This window comes from Actinosynnema sp. CA-299493 (assembly GCF_050946825.1).
Taxonomy (GTDB): domain Bacteria; phylum Actinomycetota; class Actinomycetes; order Mycobacteriales; family Pseudonocardiaceae; genus Actinosynnema.
Map to the genome: position 1 here is coordinate 4,423,781 of NZ_CP191993.1, position 18,102 is coordinate 4,441,882.

13 protein-coding genes are annotated in these 18,102 nt (G+C 71.7%); 8 read left to right on the plus strand and 5 right to left on the minus strand.

Annotation, left to right across the window (positions count from 1 at the left end):
• The first annotated feature begins 52 nt into the window (after nucleotides 1-52).
• Together ACQPYE_RS18240 and ACQPYE_RS18245 are read left to right on the plus strand one after the other, a co-directional pair.
• The gene (locus ACQPYE_RS18240; RefSeq protein ID WP_498722572.1) at nucleotides 53-820 is read left to right on the plus strand and encodes an ABC transporter ATP-binding protein; all 768 of its coding nucleotides are present in this window, start codon (nucleotides 53-55) and stop codon (nucleotides 818-820) included.
• The gene (locus tag ACQPYE_RS18245; RefSeq protein ID WP_498722574.1) at nucleotides 820-3,387 is read left to right on the plus strand and encodes an ABC transporter permease; all 2,568 of its coding nucleotides are present in this window, start codon (nucleotides 820-822) and stop codon (nucleotides 3,385-3,387) included. The genes ACQPYE_RS18240 and ACQPYE_RS18245 overlap by 1 nt, the downstream gene beginning before the upstream one ends.
• Before the next feature lie 85 nt (nucleotides 3,388-3,472).
• Here ACQPYE_RS18245 and ACQPYE_RS18250 read toward each other — a convergent pair whose 3' ends face one another.
• Both ACQPYE_RS18250 and ACQPYE_RS18255 read right to left on the minus strand, forming a co-directional pair.
• Nucleotides 3,473-4,135, minus strand: coding sequence for a response regulator transcription factor (locus ACQPYE_RS18250; RefSeq protein ID WP_498722575.1), 663 nt, complete (start codon nucleotides 4,133-4,135; stop codon nucleotides 3,473-3,475).
• Nucleotides 4,099-5,391 (minus strand): sensor histidine kinase, encoded by a 1,293-nt coding sequence (locus ACQPYE_RS18255; protein WP_498722576.1) that lies wholly within the window; start codon nucleotides 5,389-5,391, stop codon nucleotides 4,099-4,101. The genes ACQPYE_RS18250 and ACQPYE_RS18255 overlap by 37 nt, the downstream gene beginning before the upstream one ends.
• Nucleotides 5,392-5,646: 255 nt before the next feature.
• On the opposite strand from ACQPYE_RS18255, the gene ACQPYE_RS18260 reads away from it, so the two are divergent.
• The 4 genes from ACQPYE_RS18260 (at nucleotide 5,647) to ACQPYE_RS18275 (ending at nucleotide 10,046) form a co-directional block, all read left to right on the plus strand.
• On the plus strand, nucleotides 5,647-6,690 hold the full coding sequence (locus ACQPYE_RS18260; RefSeq protein ID WP_498722577.1) for a GDSL-type esterase/lipase family protein: 1,044 nt from the start codon (nucleotides 5,647-5,649) through the stop codon (nucleotides 6,688-6,690).
• A gap of 291 nt (nucleotides 6,691-6,981) precedes the next feature.
• Nucleotides 6,982-7,323 (plus strand): STAS domain-containing protein, encoded by a 342-nt coding sequence (locus ACQPYE_RS18265; protein WP_498722578.1) that lies wholly within the window; start codon nucleotides 6,982-6,984, stop codon nucleotides 7,321-7,323.
• 96 nt (nucleotides 7,324-7,419) lie between these two features.
• Nucleotides 7,420-8,283 (plus strand): TIGR03619 family F420-dependent LLM class oxidoreductase, encoded by an 864-nt coding sequence (locus ACQPYE_RS18270; protein ID WP_498722579.1) that lies wholly within the window; start codon nucleotides 7,420-7,422, stop codon nucleotides 8,281-8,283.
• 212 nt (nucleotides 8,284-8,495) lie between these two features.
• On the plus strand, nucleotides 8,496-10,046 hold the full coding sequence (locus ACQPYE_RS18275; protein ID WP_498722580.1) for a S8 family peptidase: 1,551 nt from the start codon (nucleotides 8,496-8,498) through the stop codon (nucleotides 10,044-10,046).
• Nucleotides 10,047-10,285: 239 nt separating this feature from the next.
• Here the strand turns inward: ACQPYE_RS18275 and ACQPYE_RS18280 are convergent, their stop codons facing one another.
• Nucleotides 10,286-12,151: an ABC transporter ATP-binding protein gene (locus tag ACQPYE_RS18280; protein ID WP_498722582.1), complete on the minus strand. Its 1,866-nt coding sequence runs from the start codon at nucleotides 12,149-12,151 to the stop codon at nucleotides 10,286-10,288.
• Nucleotides 12,148-13,881 (minus strand): ABC transporter ATP-binding protein, encoded by a 1,734-nt coding sequence (locus ACQPYE_RS18285; protein ID WP_498722583.1) that lies wholly within the window; start codon nucleotides 13,879-13,881, stop codon nucleotides 12,148-12,150. The genes ACQPYE_RS18280 and ACQPYE_RS18285 overlap by 4 nt, the downstream gene beginning before the upstream one ends.
• 162 nt (nucleotides 13,882-14,043) lie before the next feature.
• On the opposite strand from ACQPYE_RS18285, the gene ACQPYE_RS18290 reads away from it, so the two are divergent.
• On the plus strand, nucleotides 14,044-14,643 hold the full coding sequence (locus tag ACQPYE_RS18290; protein WP_498722584.1) for a TetR/AcrR family transcriptional regulator: 600 nt from the start codon (nucleotides 14,044-14,046) through the stop codon (nucleotides 14,641-14,643).
• Nucleotides 14,644-14,978: 335 nt separating this feature from the next.
• On the opposite strand, the gene ACQPYE_RS18295 is transcribed toward ACQPYE_RS18290, so the two are convergent.
• Complete coding sequence (locus tag ACQPYE_RS18295; protein WP_498722586.1) at nucleotides 14,979-16,382, minus strand: protein kinase domain-containing protein; 1,404 nt, start codon at nucleotides 16,380-16,382, stop codon at nucleotides 14,979-14,981.
• Nucleotides 16,383-16,738: 356 nt separating this feature from the next.
• Here ACQPYE_RS18295 and ACQPYE_RS18300 point away from each other — a divergent pair, with 356 nt between their 5' ends.
• Nucleotides 16,739-18,076, plus strand: coding sequence for a glycosyltransferase 87 family protein (locus ACQPYE_RS18300; protein ID WP_498722587.1), 1,338 nt, complete (start codon nucleotides 16,739-16,741; stop codon nucleotides 18,074-18,076).
• Nucleotides 18,077-18,102 lie beyond the last annotated feature (26 nt).

The window sequence follows — 18,102 nt, forward strand, 5'->3', positions numbered from 1 at the left end:
CAGGCGCCCTGAGCGAGTGGAGAGCGGCGGCGGGCCCCGAGCTGCAGTCCGCATGGAAGCCGTGCGCAAGACGTACGGCAAGGGGGACAGCGCGGTGGAGGCCCTGCGGGGCATCGACATCCAGTTCGACTACGGCAGCTTCACCGCCGTGATGGGCCCATCGGGTTCGGGCAAGTCCACGCTGCTGCAGACCGCGGCCGGCCTGGACCAGCCCTCGGCTGGCCGGGTGCTCCTGGACGGCGTCGACCTCACCGGCAAGAACGAGGTCGCCCTGACCGAGCTGCGCCGCGAGAAGGTCGGGTTCATCTTCCAGAGCTTCAACCTGCTCCCCGCGCTCACCATCGAGCAGAACGTCACGTTGCCGCTCAAGCTGGCGGGTCGGCGGATCGACCGGAACCGGGTGGCGGACGTGATCCGCCGCGTGGGCCTGGAGCAGCGGCTCAAGCACCTGCCCGGCGAGCTGTCCGGCGGCCAGCAGCAGCGCGTCGCGATCGCCCGCGCCGTGGTGACCGAGCCGGCGGTGGTCTTCGCCGACGAACCCACCGGCGCCCTGGACACCCGCACCGCGGCCGAGGTCCTCGACCTGCTGCGCGAGTCCGTCATGGTGACCGGCCAGACCATCGTCATGGTCACCCATGACCCGGTGGCCGCCTCGTACGCCGACGGCGTGGTGTTCCTCATCGACGGCCAGATCGCCGGGGAGATCCGCAACCCCACCCCGGAGTCGGTGGCCGACCGGATGACCCACCTGACCGCGCTGGTCGAGCAGCCGCGCCGGTCCTACGGCGCCGGCCAGAGCGGCAAGAGGGGTTACTACTGATGTGGGGAGTTGCTCTCGCGACGCTGCGATACCGCAGGCAGAGCTTCGTCGCGACGTTCATCGCGGTCATGCTGGGTTCCGCCCTGGTGGTGGCCTGCGCCGGGCTGATGGAGACCGGCATCCGGATCGCCGTGCCGCCGGAGCGGCTCGCCGCCGCGCCGATCGTGATCAGCGGCGAGCAGGCCTACCTGGTGCCCAAAGAGGACCCGAACAACGTCAAGGACATGAAGACGGTCGCCCTCGCCGAACGCCAGTGGCTGGACCCGGCGCTCGCCGGTGAACTGGCCGGTGTGGACGGGGTGGAGCGCGTCGTCGGCGAGGCGAACGTCGCCGCGACCGTCGTGCGCGACGGTCGACCCGTGGTGGTCGGCGCGCAGTCGTGGGGCCACGACTGGGCTTCGGCCGCGCTCGGACCGTTCGAGCTGACCGAGGGCGGCGAGCCGAGGGACGACCGGGACGTCGTCCTGGACGCGGCCACCGCCTCCGCCGCCGGTGCGAAGGTCGGCGACCGGGTGCAGGTCTCGACCAAGGGCGCGGTCGAGGAGTTCCGGCTCACCGGCCTGGTCCCCGCGGCGGGCGAGGACGCGCAGTCCCTGCTGTTCTTCGCCTCCTCCGCCATGGGCGACCTCGGCGAGCACGGCGACCAGGTCAGCTCCTACGGGCTGTTCCTCAAGCCGGGCACGGATGTCGACGCGCTGGCGGAGACGCTGGAGGAGAAGCTCGACGGCCGGCCGTACACGGTGCTCACCGAAGACGACCGGGGCGTGGCCGAGCACCCCGAAGCCGTCGGCGGCCGGGCGCAGCTGATCCCGCTCGCCGCGGTGTTCGCGGGCATGGCGATCTTCATCGCGATGTTCGTGGTGTCCAGCACCCTGGGGCTCTCGGTGCAGCAGCGCACCCGTGAGCTGGCGACGTTGCGGGCGATCGGCGCGACACCGCGCCAGGTGCGGCGGATGGTCGTCGGCGAGGCCTTCTTCATCGCGATCATCGCCGCCGCGCTCGGCTGCGTGCCGGGGATGCTGATCGGTCCGTTCCTGTTCTCGCTCATGTCGGACAACGGCGTGATCTCGCCGGTGGTGGAGTTCCACCAGGGTTTCCTGGCCTACCTGATCGGTCCGGCGGTCGCCCTGGTGACCACCCTGATCGCGGCGCGCATCACGAGCGCCCGCGCGGCCAAGGTGAGCCCGGCCACGGCGCTGGCCGAGGCGTCCGTGCAGCGGCGGTGGCTGAGCTTCTGGCGCGTGCTGTTCGCTTTCCTGTTCTTCGCCATCGGCGTCGGCCTGTTCATCGTGACCGGCGCGGTCATGTCGGGTCCGGTGGCGTCGGCCACCGCGGGCCCGGCCGTGATGGCCTGGGCGATCTCGTTGGCGCTGCTGGCGCCGGGGTTCACCAAGCTGTTCGCGAAGCTGTTGGCGGGTCCGGTCCGCGCGGCGGCCGGCATCTCCGGCTACCTGGCGAACGCGAACCTGCGGCTGCGCAACGTGCGGATGGCCGCCGCCGTCACCCCGATCATGCTCATGGTCGGCATCGCGCTGGCGAACTTCTACACCTCCTCGACCCAGGAGGCCGCGGCGGCGCGCTGGTTCACCGACCCGCTGCGCGCCGAAGCCGTGGTGTCCTCGACGATCGGCGGCCTCGCGCCGGACGTGGTCGACCGGGTCAGGTCGGTCGAGGGCGTCGAGGCGGCGTCGCAGTACATCACCAGCGCGGGCTGGATCGACAAGCCGTACGACGACTCGCACGAGGCGAGCCCGTGGCCCATCCAGGGGGTGGACGCGCAGAACGCGTCGTTGATCACGGGCATCACCCCGGTGCGGGGAGACCTCGGGCGCCTGTCCGGTGACACGGCCGCGCTGCCCACCGTGCAGGCGGCGGCCATGGGCGTCGACGTCGGGGACTCGGTGACCATGCGGATGGGCGACGGGCGGCAGGCGGAGGTCGAGGTCGTGGCACTCTTCGAGGCGAAGGAGGGCTACGAGATGATCGTCGCCCCGGCGTCCCTCGTCGCGGCGCACGCCACCACCGGCATGGTGCGGCAGATCCTCGTCGCGGGGAAGGACGGCGTCGACCCGGACGACCTGGCCGAGGCGGTGCGCGGGCAGGTCGCGAGCGTGCCGGGAGCGGTCGTCGGCGACCGGGACACCATCGTCGGTTTCGCCGAGGGCACCCGGACCCAGACCTGGGTGAACTACATGCTGATCGGCGTGATCACCGGCTACACGCTCATCTCCGTGACCAACACGCTGGTGATGGCGACCGCGGCGCGCAAGCGCGAGCTGGGCGTGCAGCGGTTGATCGGGTCCACGCCCAAGCAGGTGATGAGGATGCTGGCCGCGGAGGCCTCGGTGGTGGCGATCATCGGCATCGTGCTCGGCACGGTCGCCTCGCTGGCCACGCTGATCCCGTTCAGCGCGGTGGTGCTCGGGCGCCCGGTCCCGTCGGGCTCGGTGTTCATCTTCATCGGGGTCGCGGTGGCGTCGATCGCGCTGGCACTGGGCGCGACGCTGCTCCCGGCGCGCAAGTTGCTCGACGTGCCGGCGGCGGACGCCGCCCGGGCCGCCGACTGACCGACCTGACCCGACCCGGGCCGACAGGACCGACCGACCAGGCAGCGTCCCGCGGGAACCCCCGCCGCGGGGCGCTGCCGCCCGTTCAGGTCCCGGCGTCCTTGGGGGTGTTGAGGTACGCCAGCACGGCCAGCACCCGGCGGTTGTGGTCGTCGGACTGCACGATGTCGAGCTTGGTGAAGATGTTGGTGGTGTACTTGGCGACCGCGCCCTGGCTGATGTTCAGGCGCTGCGCCACCGCCGCGTTCGAGCACCCCTCGGCCATCAGGGACAACACCTCCCGCTCCCGCTGGGTCAGCGCGGCCAGCGGCTCCCGCCGCGCGTTGCCCGCCAGCAGCCGCGAGATCACCTGCGGGTCCATGGACGTGCCGCCGTCGGCGACCCGGCGCACCGCGTCCACGAACTGGTCGCTGTTGAACACCCGATCCTTGAGCAGGTAACCGATCCCGCCCGCACCGTCGGCCAGCAGCTCGCGCGCGTACAGGCTCTCCACGTGCTGGGACAGCACGAGCACCGGCAGGCCGGGCACCTGGCGGCGGGCCTCCAGCGCGGCTTGGATGCCCTCGTCGGTGAACGTCGGCGGCAACCGGACGTCCACCACGGCGACGTCCGGGCGCTCCTCCACCAGCACGCGCAGCAACTCGGGTCCGTTGTCCACGGCCGCGACGATCTCGAAGCCCTCCGCTTCGAGCAGCTGGACCAACCCTTGCCTCAGGAGGTAGAGATCCTCTGCGAGGACGACGCGCACGGCAGCTCCAGGGTGGCGACGGTCGGTCCTCCGACCGGGCTTCGGACGTCAAGGCTACCGTCGAAGGTCGCGCACCTCCGCGCGATCCCCCGCAACCCCGTGCCGTCGCCCATGTTCGCGCCGCCGCGACCGTCGTCCCGCACGACGATGCGCAGCAGGTCGCCGGTGATCCGGGCGGTGATCTCGACGTGCTGCGGATCGGCGTGCTTGGCCGCGTTCGTCAGCAGTTCCGACACCGCGAAGTAGGCGGCCGACTCGATCGGCGGGTACAGCCGGTGCGGCAGTTCGAGCTCCAGCTCGACGTCCAGCGGGCTCTCCAGCGCCAACGCGTGGATCGCCGGCCCCAGGCCGCGTTCGGCCAGCACCGGCGGGTGGATGCCGCGCACCAGGTTGCGCAGCTCCTCCAGCGCCTTCACCGACGCGTCGCTCGCCTCGGCGAGCAGGGTCCGCACCTTGTCCACATCGGACTCCAGGTACCGGTTCGCCGCGCCGAGCTTCAGGCCGATGGCGACGAGCCTGGCCTGGGCGCCGTCGTGCAGGTCGCGCTCGATGCGGCGCAGCTCGGCGGCCTGGATGTCGATGATCTCGTGCCGGGTCTCGGACAGCGCCCGGAGCCGGGCCGCCAGCTTGGACCGCTGCGTGGGCGACAGCAACGCCCGCGTCATCAGGGCGTGCGCCTTGACCGCGAGCGGCGCGGCGCCGAGCCAGAGTCCCAGCACCGCCAGGCCGATCAGCCCGGCCAGCGCCGCGAAGCCCCAGCCGGTCAGCGGCACGAAGGTGTACCAGAGGTCGATGCCCTCGTTCCGCAGCGGCATCCACAGGCCGCCGGCGATCAGCAGGCCCTCGACGGCGTAGCCGAGCACCGTGATCGGAATCATGCCCAGGATGAAGCCGATGAGCGCGTTGAGCAGGGACCACGCCAGGTCACGCCAGGTCGCCGGGTCGGTGAGCAACCAGTGCACGCGGTGCACCAGGCCCAGCATCGCGTGTTCGGCGGGGTCGGGGAGCGGGAGGTAGGGCGTCGGGACGGTCTCGCCGGCGGCCCCGGCCAGCCGGCGGCCCCAGTTCGCGGTCGCGCGCAGGAAACCCAGCGCGGCGGGCAGGAGCACCACGCCCACGCCCAGCAGCAGGAAGGCCAGCGACACCGCCGTGACGATGAACGCGGCCAGGCTGACCATGGCGTTCACGCACAGCAACAACCCGTGCCCGGTCGCGCGCAGCGCCGTGCGGTGGCGGCCGGTGGCCGAGGTGTTCATCGTGCTCCGCCTGTCGGGCCCGGGACGCCACCCCGGAACCGCGGGGGGACAACGCCGAAGCGATCCACTGCGGCAAGCCTAGCGGTGTCCGGCGGCGGTCGTGGGAGGTGCGGCCCCGGTGGTCCCGCGGGCTGCGGTGGCCGACCGTCCGAACGTCACGTTCGGTAGCCGGTGTCCGAGCCGTTCAGCTCCTTGTCGGTGATCGGGAACGTCTCTACCGTCGGTCCTGGGGAGTCGGGGCGGGGGAGGAATGCGTTGCTGCGCGCGGTGATCGGCGTCGTCGTCGGACTGGCGATCGGGGTGGCGGCCGGGATGGCGCTGCTGGCGTCGGAGGTGCCGGCGGTCGCCCCGACGGCGGACGAGCGCCCGACGGCAGTGGTGGCCCTCGGCGACAGCGTGCTGGCGGGCGAGGGCGCGGGCTCGTACGAACCCGGCACCGACGGCGAGAACGGCAACTGGTGCCACCGGTCGACCGAGGCGCTGGTGCACCGGCTGGCCGTGGCCGACCAGGCGGTCAACCTGGCGTGCTCCGGCGCCACCTCCGCCGACGTCGCCCTCGGCGAGGCCGTGCACAACACGGAGGGCTCGCAGGTGCGGCGCCTCGGCGACCTCGCGAAGCGCTACCGCGTGACCACCGTCGTCGTGCAGACCGGGGCGAACGACGACCCGCGCTTCGGGGACACGATGGTGGACTGCGTCATCGCCTGGCTGAACCCGTTCGGCCGGGGCTGCCGCACGTCCCTGCGCGACGAGTGGCCCGCGAGGCTGGCCGCGATGCGCCCGAAGGTCGCCGCCGTGCTGACCGACGTCCGGACGGTGTTGCGCGACGCCGGCTACCGGGACGAGGACTACGAGCTGGTGGTGTTGTCCTACGCGTCACCGGTGACGGAGAAGATGGACCGCGTCGGGCACGGGGTCGACGGCTGCCCGCTGAAGCTCGACGACGCGGCCTACGGCCGGCTCGAAGCCGTTCCCCAGCTGGCGGACGCGCTGCGCGAGGTGGCGAGCGGGGCGGGCGCCCGGTTCCTGGACATGTCCCGGGCCACCGAGGGCCGTGAGGCGTGCAGCGGCGGCGGCGACCGGAGCGGCGAGTGGCAGCGCGGCCTGACGGTGGACCCCCACGCCCTGCACGTCGGCGTGCCCACCGACGTGCTGCCGCGCGTGGTCCAGCAGTCGTTCCACCCCACGGCCGCGGGTCACGCCCGGTTCGCGGCCTGCCTGCGCGAGTTCCTGACCACCGACGCGACGACGGCGAAGTGCGTCCCCACCCCGGAAGGCGCTCTCCGGCTCCACCGGTGACCGAGGGCAAGCGACCTCCGCGGTCCGCGACCTCACGTGCCGGCGTGCCACCGCCGCTCGCCCAGCACCTCGACCAGAGCCTTGCGCAGGGTGGTGGCGAGACCGGCCGGTCGCGCACCCCGCAGGGCCGGGGGTTGGTGACGGCCTTCACCCGGTTGCCGAGGTTTGCCGGTTCACGAAGCAGGGAACCGGTAAGGGGCCGGCGTCCGCCGGCGTTCCGATTCGCGGACGGCACTGCCGTGATGGGCGAGGGGTGGAATGGGTCTGCATATTGCCGATGGCGATGTGGTCGTGTCGTTCAAGCGGCTGGGGTCGGCCTCGGTGCTGGTCGTGCGAGGCTGTGTCGACGCCGGAACCGCTCACGTGCTGCGAGAACGCCTGGACAGCGCGGCGGGGGTGTCGGATGACGTGGTGGTGGACCTGAGCGACGTCTCCTTCTTCTCGTCGGCCGGCGTGGCGGCGCTGGTCGCGGCGAGCCGGGAGGTCGGGCTCCACGTGGTCGTGACGCCGGTGGTCCGCCGGGTCCTGGCCGCGGCGGGGGTGGCCGACTCGCTGCGCCTGCACGACTTCCCCGCGGAAGCCGAGGAGGCGGCCACGGCCGGCTCCTCGCGGCACTTGTTGCTGGTGGGTTGACGACCCTGCCCTGCCGTGCCTCCCCGGCACGGCGGGGCAGGTGTTGCCTTGACGTCCGCGTCAACGCCTACGGTCGGCGTGCATGAGGACCGTCCGATGAAGTTCGCCGTCAGCTACAGCACGCCCTACTTCGGCGTGGACCCCGACCGGCTCGTCGCCCACACCCAACACGCGGAGGACTGCGGCTTCGAGGCGTTGTACGTGCCGGAGCACATCGCGGTGTACCCCGGCGCCGCGGTCGGCGGGCACGAGATCCCGCCCGCGCTGCCCTACGCCGACCCGCTCGACTGCCTGGCCTTCGTCGCCTCGGCGACGCGGCGGATCCTGCTCGGCACGGGCGTGTTGCTGCTGCCGTACCACCACCCGGTCGTCCTGGCCAAGCGGCTGGCGACCGTCGACGTGCTGTCGAAGGGCCGGATGCGGCTGCTGACCGTGGGTCTGGGCACGTTGCCGGGCGAGGCGAGGGCGGTCGGGGTGGACTTCGGCACGCGCGGTCGTCGTGCCGACGAGGCGATCGACGTGCTGCGGTCGTTGTGGGCGGGCGGCGAGGAGGGCGTGAGCTTCTCGGGGGAGTTCTTCGCCTTCGAGGACCTGTGCAGCTTCCCGAAACCACTCGGGGTGGCGCACCTGCCGATCCACGTCGGCGGTTCGAGCCGGGCCGCCGCACGCCGGGCCGGACGCCGTGGTGACGGCTACTTCCCGGGCGGTGTGCTCACGCCCGACGAGCGCGCGCTCCAGTGGGACCTCGCGCGGTCATCGGCGGTCGAGACCGGTCGTGATCCGGACGCGCTGGACTACACGCGGTGGGGCTCGATCGGGATGTCCGCGGACGCGGTGGAGGCGTTCGCCGGGCAGGGGGTGACCCGGATCGTGGTGAGCGCGACCAGCGCCGACCCCGGTGAGCAGCGGGACCAGTTGTCGGCGTTCGCGGAGAGGTTCCGCCTCACCCCCGGGACGTGACGCCCGGAACGGCGTGACGACCATTCGTGCCACGCGCCGCCGGCCGTTCGCACCAGGCGCGCACTGCGGATGACGACGCCGGTGGACGCCCTTCGGCCGTCCCCGGTCACGGCCGCGTGCCGCCGTCCTTCGGGCTGCCGCACCGGTCTGTCCCGCGCACCGGATCGGCGTGTCACGCTCGGTGGTCGGATCTCACCCCTGCGGAGGTTTCGATGAAGCGCAAGGTCTTTGCGGTCAACGGGGTGCTGGGCGCCGTGGCGCTCACCACCGGTCTGCTGGTCGGCGCGCCACCGGCGGGCGCGGCGGAGGGCGACATCGAGCTCGCCGCCGCCGGCACGGCCGTGCCGGGGCACTACCTGGTGGTGCTGGAGGACGCGGCGGGCGCCCAGGCGGCCGACCTCACCGCGAAGCACGGCGGCACGGTCACGGCCACGTGGCGGCACGCGTTGCGCGGCTTCGCCGTCAGCGCCAGTGAACGCGAAGCGAGAAGACTGGCCGCGGACCCCGCCGTGCGGTCCGTCAGCCAGGACGGCCTGGTCGAGGCGGTCGACACGCAGCCGAACCCGCCGTCGTGGGGGCTCGACCGCATCGACCAGCGCGACCTGCCGCTGAACTCCTCGTACAGCTACGACACGCCCGCCGCCACCGTGCGCGCCTACATCCTCGACACCGGCATCCGGACCACCCACTCGACGTTCAGCGGCCGGGCGTCGTGGGGCTACGACGCCGTGGACGGCACCAACACCGACTGCAACGGTCACGGCACCCACGTTGCGGGCACCGTCGGCGGCAGCCAGTACGGCGTCGCCAAGGGGGTGCAGCTGGTCGCCGTCCGCGTGCTCAACTGCGCGGGCTCGGGCACGTTCGCCCAGGTGATCAGCGGGGTCGACTGGGTGACCGCGAACGCCGTCAAGCCCGCGGTCGCGAACATGAGCCTCGGCGCGACCGCCTCCGCGGCCACCGCGCCCCTGGAGACGGCGGTGCGCAACTCCATCGCCTCCGGCGTCACGTACTCCCTCGCGTCCGGCAACTCCAGCGCCGACGCGTGCGGGTACAGCCCGGCGCTGGTGCGCGAGGCGGTCACCGTGAACGCCTCGACGATCACCGACGCGCGGGCGTCGTTCTCCAACTACGGCACGTGCACCGACATCTTCGCACCGGGTCTGGGCATCACGTCGTCGTGGCACACCAACGACACCGCCACCAACACCATCAGCGGCACCTCGATGGCCGCGCCGCACGTCGCGGGCGCCGCCGCGCTGTACCTGGCCACGCACCCCGGTGACGCGCCGGCGACCGTCCAGGCCGCGCTCGTCAACGCCTCGACGCCGAACAAGATCACCGACCCGGGCGCGGGCTCGCCGAACCGCCTGCTCTACACCGGCGCGACCACCGGCGGCCCGTCGACCGTCACCGCGATCCGCTACCTCGGCGGGCGCGGCGACCACCTCACCTCGGTCACCGGCGCGCCCTCGGGCTACGTGGTCGAGGCCTCCCTCGGCCGCCTGCTGACCAGCCAGGCCGCGGGCACCCACCCGCTGTACCGCTGCTCGATCGGCTGGGACAACTTCACCTCGTACGACGTGAACTGCGAGGGCCAGACCCGCGTCGGCCTGCTCGGCTACGCCCACGACGGCCAGGTCGCCGGCAGCCACCCGATCTACCGCTGCCTGGTGCGGGGCAACGGTGACCACATGGAGTCCTACGACTCGAACTGCGAGGGCCAGATCAGCGAGGGCAACCTGGGCTACTTCCTCGACTGATCGAATGACCGCGACCCGGCGGCGGCTCGACCGCCCCATCCGCCGCCGGGACCGGCCGTGACCCGTGGAGATAGGCGTCATCTACCGGCGCGAGATTTCGATGAGCAGGGCGGCGTTCACCGAGCGATCGGGACCGGTGTGGTCAGGGCGGGATCGGCGCCGTCGATGCGGCAACGAGCCCGGCAGGGTGAGGATCTGATCGATCCGCCCTGCCGGGCTCCGCACTGCCGCAACCGCGCTCAGACCGCGGCGGCGAACTGGGCCGCGTAGAGGCGGTGGTAGGCGCCCTCGGTGGCCATCAGCTCGTCGTGGCTGCCCTGCTCCACGATCTGCCCGGACTCCATCACCAGGATCACGTCGGCGTCCCGGATGGTCGACAGCCGGTGGGCGATGACGAAGCTCGTCCGCGACGACCGCAAGGCCGCCATGGCGTGCTGCACCAACGACTCCGTGCGGGTGTCCACCGAACTGGTCGCCTCGTCCAGGATGAGCAACGACGGGTTGGCCAGGAACGCCCGCGCGATGGTCAGCAGCTGCTTCTCCCCGGCGCTGACGTTCGTCGCCTCCTCGTCGATGACGGTGTCGTACCCGTCCGGCAAGGTGCGCACGAACCGGTCTACGTAGGTGGCGCGGGCTGCGGCCATGATCTCCTCCTCGGTGGCCGAGGAGTTGCCGTAGGCGATGTTGTCGCGGATCGTGCCGCCGAACAGCCAGGTGTCCTGGAGCACCATGCCGGTCTGCGAGCGCAGGTCCTCCCGCTTCAGCGCGGTGATGTCCACCCCGTCGAGCGTGATGCGGCCCGCGTCCAGCTCGTAGAACCGCATGATCAGGTTCACCAGCGTGGTCTTGCCCGCGCCGGTCGGGCCGACGATGGCGACCGTCTGCCCCGGCTCGGCCACCAGCGACAGGTCCTCGATCAACGGCTGCTCGGCCCGGTAGGAGAAGCTCACGTGCTCGAACTCCACCCGGCCGCGGCGTTCGGCGGGCAACGACGCCTCCGCCGGGTCCGGCTCCTGCTCCTCGGCGTCGAGCAGCTCGAACACCCGCTCGGCCGACGCCACACCCGACTGCATGAGGTTCGCCATCGACGCCACCTGCGTCAACGGCTGGGTGAACTGGCGGGAGTACTGGATGAACGCCTGCACCTCGCCCAGGCTCATCGAGCCGGACGTGATGCGCAGGCCGCCCACCACCGCCACCGCCACGTAGCTGACGTTCGACAGGAACATCATCATCGGCATGATCAGGCCGGACACGAACTGCGCGCCCATCGCCGAGCCGAGCAACTCGTCGTTGCGGCGCTTGAACTCCGCCTCCGACTCGCGCTGCCGACCGAAGACCTTGACCAGCTGGTGGCCGGTGAACGCCTCCTCGATGTGCGCGTTCAACGCGCCGGTGTGCTTCCACTGCGCCACGAACAACGCCTGCGACCGCTTGCGGATCCGTCCGGTCGTGATCACCGAGATCGGGATCAGCAGCAACGCGATCAGCGTCAGCAGCGGCGAGATGGTCAGCATCATCACCAGCACGCCGATGACCGTCAGCAACGACGTGAGCAGCTGGCTCAGCGTCTGCGTCAAGGTGGTCGACACGTTGTCGATGTCGTTGGTGACGCGGGACAGCAGCTCACCGCGCGGCTGGCCGTCGAAGTAGCGCAGCGGCAGCCGGTGGATCTTGTCCTCGACGTCGGAGCGCAGCCGGAACACGAAGCGCTGCACCACGTTGTTCAGCACGCGGCCCTGCCACCAGCCGAACAGCGACGACACGAGGTACAGGCCCATCACCCACACCAGGACCGTGGCGAGCGCGGCGAAGTCGACGCCCGCGCCCGCCGTGCCGCGCAGCCGGCCCAGGACGCCCTCGAAGATGATGTCGGTGGCCTGGCCGAGGATCTTCGGCCCGGCCACGGCGAACGCCACGCTGATGACGCCGAGCGCGACCACGGCCAGCAGGGCGATCCGCTCGCGGCGCATCCGACCGACGAGCCGGCGCGCGGTCGGGCCGAAGTTCTCCGCCTTGCCCATCGGCATGCCCATGCCGGGCATGCCGCCGCCCATCCGGGCCGGTGGCGGGGTGGCGGGACGGGGAGTGGTCGTGGTGCTCATGCGGCCTGCTCCGAGGTCAGCTGGGACTCGACGATTTCCACGTAGGTGGGGCAGGAGTCCAGCAATTCGTGGTGGGTGCCGATGCCGACGACGCTGCCGCCGTCCAGCACCACGATCCGGTCGGCGTCCAGGATCGTGGACACGCGCTGGGCCACGATCACCACGACCGCGTCCCGCGTGTGCGGTCGCAGCGCGGCGCGCAGCCGGGCGTCGGTGGACAGGTCGAGCGCCGAGAACGCGTCGTCGAACAGGTAGACGTCCGGCCTGCGCACCAACGCGCGGGCGATGGAGAGCCGCTGCCGCTGGCCGCCGGAGACGTTTGTGCCGCCCTGGGCGATCTCCGCGTCGAGCCCGTTCGGCATGGCCTCCACGAAGTCGCGCGCCTGGGCGATCTCCAGCGCCTCCCACAGCTCCTCGTCGGTGGCCTCGGGCCTGCCGTAGCGGAGGTTGGACGCGATCGTGCCGGTGAACAGGTACGGCCGCTGCGGCACCAGCCCGATGCGCGCGCACAGCGCGTCGGTGTCGATCTCGCGGACGTCCGTGCCGTTGACGAGCACGCCGCCGCCGGTCACGTCGATCAGCCGGGGCACGAGGTTGAGCAACGTCGTCTTGCCGGTGCCCGTGCTGCCGATGATCGCCGTGCGGTGACCGGCCTCGGCGCGGAAGCTGATGTCGTGCAGCACCGGCTCGTCCGCGCCGGGGTAGCGGAACTCCGCGCCGCGGAACTCCACCGACACCTGCCCGGGCAGTTCGAGCAGCGGCGCGGCCGGCGGCAGGACCGACGAGTCGGTCTCCAGTACCTCGTTGATCCGCTCGGCGCTCACGGCGGCACGCGGGATCATCATCGAGATGAAGGTCGCGAACATCACCGCCATGAGGATCTGCATCAGGTAGCTCAGGAACGCCGTCAGCGCGCCGATCTGCATCTCGCCGGTGTCCACGCGGAACGCGCCGAACCACAGCACGGCCACGCTGGAGGCGTTGAGCAGCAGCATCACCACGGGGAAGATCAAGGCTTGGAGCCGGCCGACGCGCAGCGTGGTGTCGGTGAGCGCGCCGTTGACGTCGGCGAAGCGCCGGGTCTCGGCGCGTTCCCGGACGAACGCCCGGACCACGCGGATGCCGGCCAGCTGCTCGCGCAGCACGCGGTTGACGTCGTCGATGCGCTCCTGCATCTGGCGGAACTGCGGCACCATGCGGATCACGATCAAGCCGACCGCGATGGCCAGCGCGGGCACGCAGACGACGAGCAGCCACGACAGGCCGACGTCCTCGCGCAGCGCCATCACGATGCCCGCCACGCACATGATCGGCGCGTTGACCAGCATCGTGCAGCCCATCACCACGAGCAGCTGGACCTGCTGCACGTCGTTGGTGGTGCGGGTGATCAGGGACGACGGGCCCAGCGTGGCGACCTCGCGCGCGGAGAACTCGCCGACGCGGTGGAAGACGGCCGCGCGGACGTCGCGGCCGAAGCTCATCGCCACGCGGGCGCTGTAGTACACCGCGCCGATCGAGGCGACGATCTGGATGACCGACACACCGACCATCCAGCCGCCGGTGGACAGGATGTAGCCGGTGTCACCGGCGGCGATGCCGAAGTCGATGATGTCGGCGTTGAGGCTCGGCAGGTACAGCGAGGCGACGGTGCCGATCAGCTGTAGCACGAGCACGACCGTCAGCTCGCGTCTGTACGGCCGCAGGTGGGTACGCAGCAAGCGGCTAAGCAACGGTGTTCCCCCATAAGAAACGGATCGTGTCTAACATGTGCAAAGGTAGACCCGCCCGATAAGAAACGCAACGTATCTAAAGAGTGGGTAAAGGTTTCATCCGGTAGTGGGTTCGTCGGTGACGGGCTCGGCAAGGTTCGCTGAAGGGGCACGGTGACGGTGGTGAAGTCGCGCCGACGTGGGGCGCAGCTGGAGCAGGCCATCCTGGACGCGGCCTGGGACGAGCTGCGCGAAGTCGGCTACGCACGGCTCACCATAGAGGCCGTGGCCGCCCGGGCGGGAACGAGTAAACCGGTCATCTACCGCCGCTGGGGCGGCCGGGCGGAACTGGTGCTGGCGGCGTGGTTCCGCAACCTCCCGGTGGAACCGGAGACGCCCGACACCGGCACGTTGCGGGGCGACCTGCGCACCCTGTTCGACCGCATCGCCCGCCGGGCCGACTCGATGATGAACGAGATGGTGGCGGGCGTGATGGGCGAGGCGTTCCGGCACCCCGAGGTGGCGACCCTGCTGGGCGAGCGCCTGGCCAACCCCACACCGCTGACCGACGCCGTGCGGACCATCGTCGACAGGGCGGTGGCCCGCGCCGAACTGCCACCGGTCGACATGTCGCACCGGGTGCAGCGACTGCCGCTGGACCTGATCCGCAACGAGTCGATGACCTGCGGCGCTCCGCTGACCGAGGAGACCGTGGCGTCGCTGGTGGACGACGTCTACGTGCCGTTGCTGCACGGTTTGGCGACGCTTCGGGACGACGGCTGATCAGGTTCGGGCGACGCGGGCCAGGGCGCCGGTCTCCAGGGCGATCCACAGCGCGCCGTCCGGGCCGGTGGTGATCGGGCACGGGCCGCTGTCGCGATCGGTGACGACGTGGGCTTCGACGGTGCGTGGCAGGCGGGGAGCTCGTCTCCTGGCACTCGGTTCGTGCTCGTACGTGTACGCAGCGTCCGACCGGGGTAGTCCGGGCTGGCCGTGTGCACGCGTGTCTACACGGTAGGTCGGCTCCGGTCGACCGGGTCAGACTGGCGCGGAACGTTGAGCAAACCAGCCTCCGCGCCGGTCTGACCACCTCATTTTCGGCCCCTCCGACCACTTGCTCAGTCGGACGTGCAGGTCAGGTCGGGGTCCGGGACGGACGGGCCGTTGGCGGTGAAGCCGAACGTGGTCGAGCCGTTGACGGGCAGCTTGCCGTTGTGGGCGGCGTTGATGACGGTCATCGAGTCGTCGTTCGTGGTGAGGCCGCCGTTCCACAGGTTGCTGATCGCGTGGCCGTCCGGGCGGGGCCAGGTCACGGTCCACGTGGTGAGCGCGTGGTCGCCGGTGTTGCGCACGGTCACGTGGGCCTGGTAGCCGCCCGGCCAGGAGTTGGTGATCCCGAAGCGGGCGGTGCAGGTGGGCGGTGCGCCGGCCGTCGAGGTGGTGGCGGCGTCGGTGGTGGCGGTGACGTCGGCGGTGGTGGCGGTGTCGGCGGTGGTGCTCGTCGTCGTGGTCGCGGTGGTGGTGTCGTCCGGGGCCGGTTCGGCGTTGCCGGTCGAGTCCGTGCGGGCCAGCGAGTTGCCGATCACGATGCCCGTCGCGACCAGCACGACGGCGCCCGCGATGAGGGCGATCCGGCGCCACGGCACGCGGCGCGGGGCGGGCAGCGGGCGGGTGTCGCCGTTCTGCGCGGCGGCGGGCTGGGGTTCCCCCGGCAGCGGCCGGCCCTCCATCACCGCGCCGAGGAGGCTGTGCAGCTCGGCCATCGTCGGCCGCTCGGCCGGGTCCCGGCGGAGCACGCGTTCCAGGACGTCGCCCAACCGGCCGGAGAAGCGCATCGGCGCGACCTCGCCGTCCGCGATGCGGCGGAGCAGGGCGTACGGGTTGTCGGTCGTGCCGAACGGCGGGTGGCCCTCCATCGCGGCGTAGAGGGTCGCGCCCAGCGAGTACACGTCGGAGGCGAACACCGCCTCCTGGCCCGCCGCCACCTCCGGCGCGAGGAACGCGGGCGTGCCGACGACCACCCGGGCGTCGGTCACGGTGTGCTCGCCGATCGCCCGGGCGATGCCGAAGTCGGCGATCTTCGCGGTGCCGTCCTCGGCCAGCAGGATGTTGAACGTCGTGACGTCCCGGTGCACGATCCCGTCGGCGTGGGCGGCGGCCAGCGCGGACGCCACCTGCCAGCCGACGCCGGCGACCAGCTCCACCGGCAACGGGCCGCGTTCGTCGACCAGCTCGGCCAGCGTCTTCGACGGCAGGTACTCCATCACCAAGCAGGGCTTGCCGCCGTGCTCCACGACGTCGTGCACGGTGACGGCGTGGGGGTGTCGCAGCCGTGCGGCGACCCGTCCCTCCCGGACGATCCGCTCGACCGCGCTCGGCGAGTCGGCCGCGGTGAGGAGCTTGACCGCGACCGACCGCCCCAGGCGCTCGTCGCGCGCTCGCCAGACGACCCCGGCCGCCCCGCGCCCGACCAACTCGACCAGCCGATACCGCCCGGCGATGACCTCGTCCCGTTCCGACACAGCCAGAAGCTACTTGTCCGACCGGCCGGTCGGCCACCTCCCCGTGCCGGCCGCGGCGCGACCCACCCGACGAGCCGCGCCCGCCCGGAACCGGTTGTCACCCGCATTCGGCCCCTATCGGGAAATGCTTCTCCGGGTAGTCACGCAAAGGTAGAAACCGCCCGGGAGTTTCACGCTTGACGGGGAGGTGCTTCACCGCTTCGTGGACGAACACGGCTGGTCAGGGCGTTGTAGGCTCGTGATCGAATTCGATCGGGCACCCGGTGTCGAGGGGATCGAACAATCGACGGGGCAGTTCTTCGCGGCCCCAGCCGGGAAATCGCCCGCTCTTCCGCACCGGTGAAGGACAACCCACCATGATCCACCTCAGCCGACGTCGGCTCGTCGCCTTCGGCCCGGTCCTCGCGGTCGCGGTGGCGCTCGCCGCGCACGCCGTGCTGTTCTCCGGCTTGTTCATCCCCTTCTGGATGATCGACCTCGCGGTCTACCGGGGCGCCGGCCAGGCCGTCCTGGCCGGCCACCGGCTGTACGAGACCGGCTTCCACAACGGCATGCTGTTCACCTACACCCCGTTCGCCGCCGTCGTGGCGGTGCCGACGGCGTTGCTGCCGGTGATGGCCACGCACTTCACCTGGACCGCCGCCGGCTACCTCGCGCTGGGCGCGTCGATCTGGCTGGTCCTGCGCATCACCGGCGCGACGACCGCCCGGCGGAACACGGCCCTGCTGGTGGCCGCCTGCACGGCCGGCGCCTCCCTGCTGGCGCCCGTGCAGCTCAACGTGCTGCTCGGGCAGGTCAACCTGCTGCTGATGGCGCTGATCCTGCTGGACTTCCTGCCGTCGCTGCCCGAGCGCTACCGCGGCATCGCCACCGGCATCGCCGCCGGGATCAAGCTCACGCCGCTGTTCTTCATCGCCTACCTGTTCTTCACCGGCCGCCGTCGTGCCGCCTACCAGGCGCTCGCCGCGTTCGCCGCCACCGTGCTGGTCGGGTTCGCCCTCCTGCTCCCCGATTCGCGCGCCTACTGGTTGCAGGGCACCTTCTTCGACACCACGCGCATCTCGCCCAACAACCTGGTGGTCAACCACTCGCTGTCGGGGTTCTTCGCGCGCCTGGCCGGCGAGGGGACCGCGCCGGGCTGGGCGCTGCCGGTGGCCGCGGTCGTGGCGGTCGGGTGCCTGGCCGGCGCGGTGTGGGCGCACCGCCGCGGCCAGGACGTGGTCGGGGTCCTGGTGATCGCCTTCGGCGCGCAGCTGGTCTCGCCGATCACGTGGGTGCACCACGCGGTGTGGGTGGTGCCTGCCCTGGTCTGGCTGGCCACCGCCACGTGGCGGCGTGCCACCGCGTTGCCGCGCGTGCTCCTGGTCCTGGCGGCGGCGTGGTACGCGATGCCGCTGTGGATCATCGGCATGAACGGGCCGTCCGAGGCCGTGCCGTTCGGCTTCACCCCGTGGGGCAACCTCTTCGTCACCCTCACCGGCATCGTCACGCCCGCCGCGATCGCGATCGCCCTGCTGCCGGTGTGGCTGCCGAGGTTGCGACCGGCCCGGACCGGGCGGGACGAACCGGCGACGGTGGAACCGGCGCGCGTCGAACCGGTGGACGCCGCACGAGGGGACGCCGCACGAGGGGACGCCGCACCGGAGCGGGTCGCACCGGAGCGGGCACGGCCGCGGGCGACGCACACGAGCTGAGTGCCGCCGCGTTCGGCGTGGCCGCG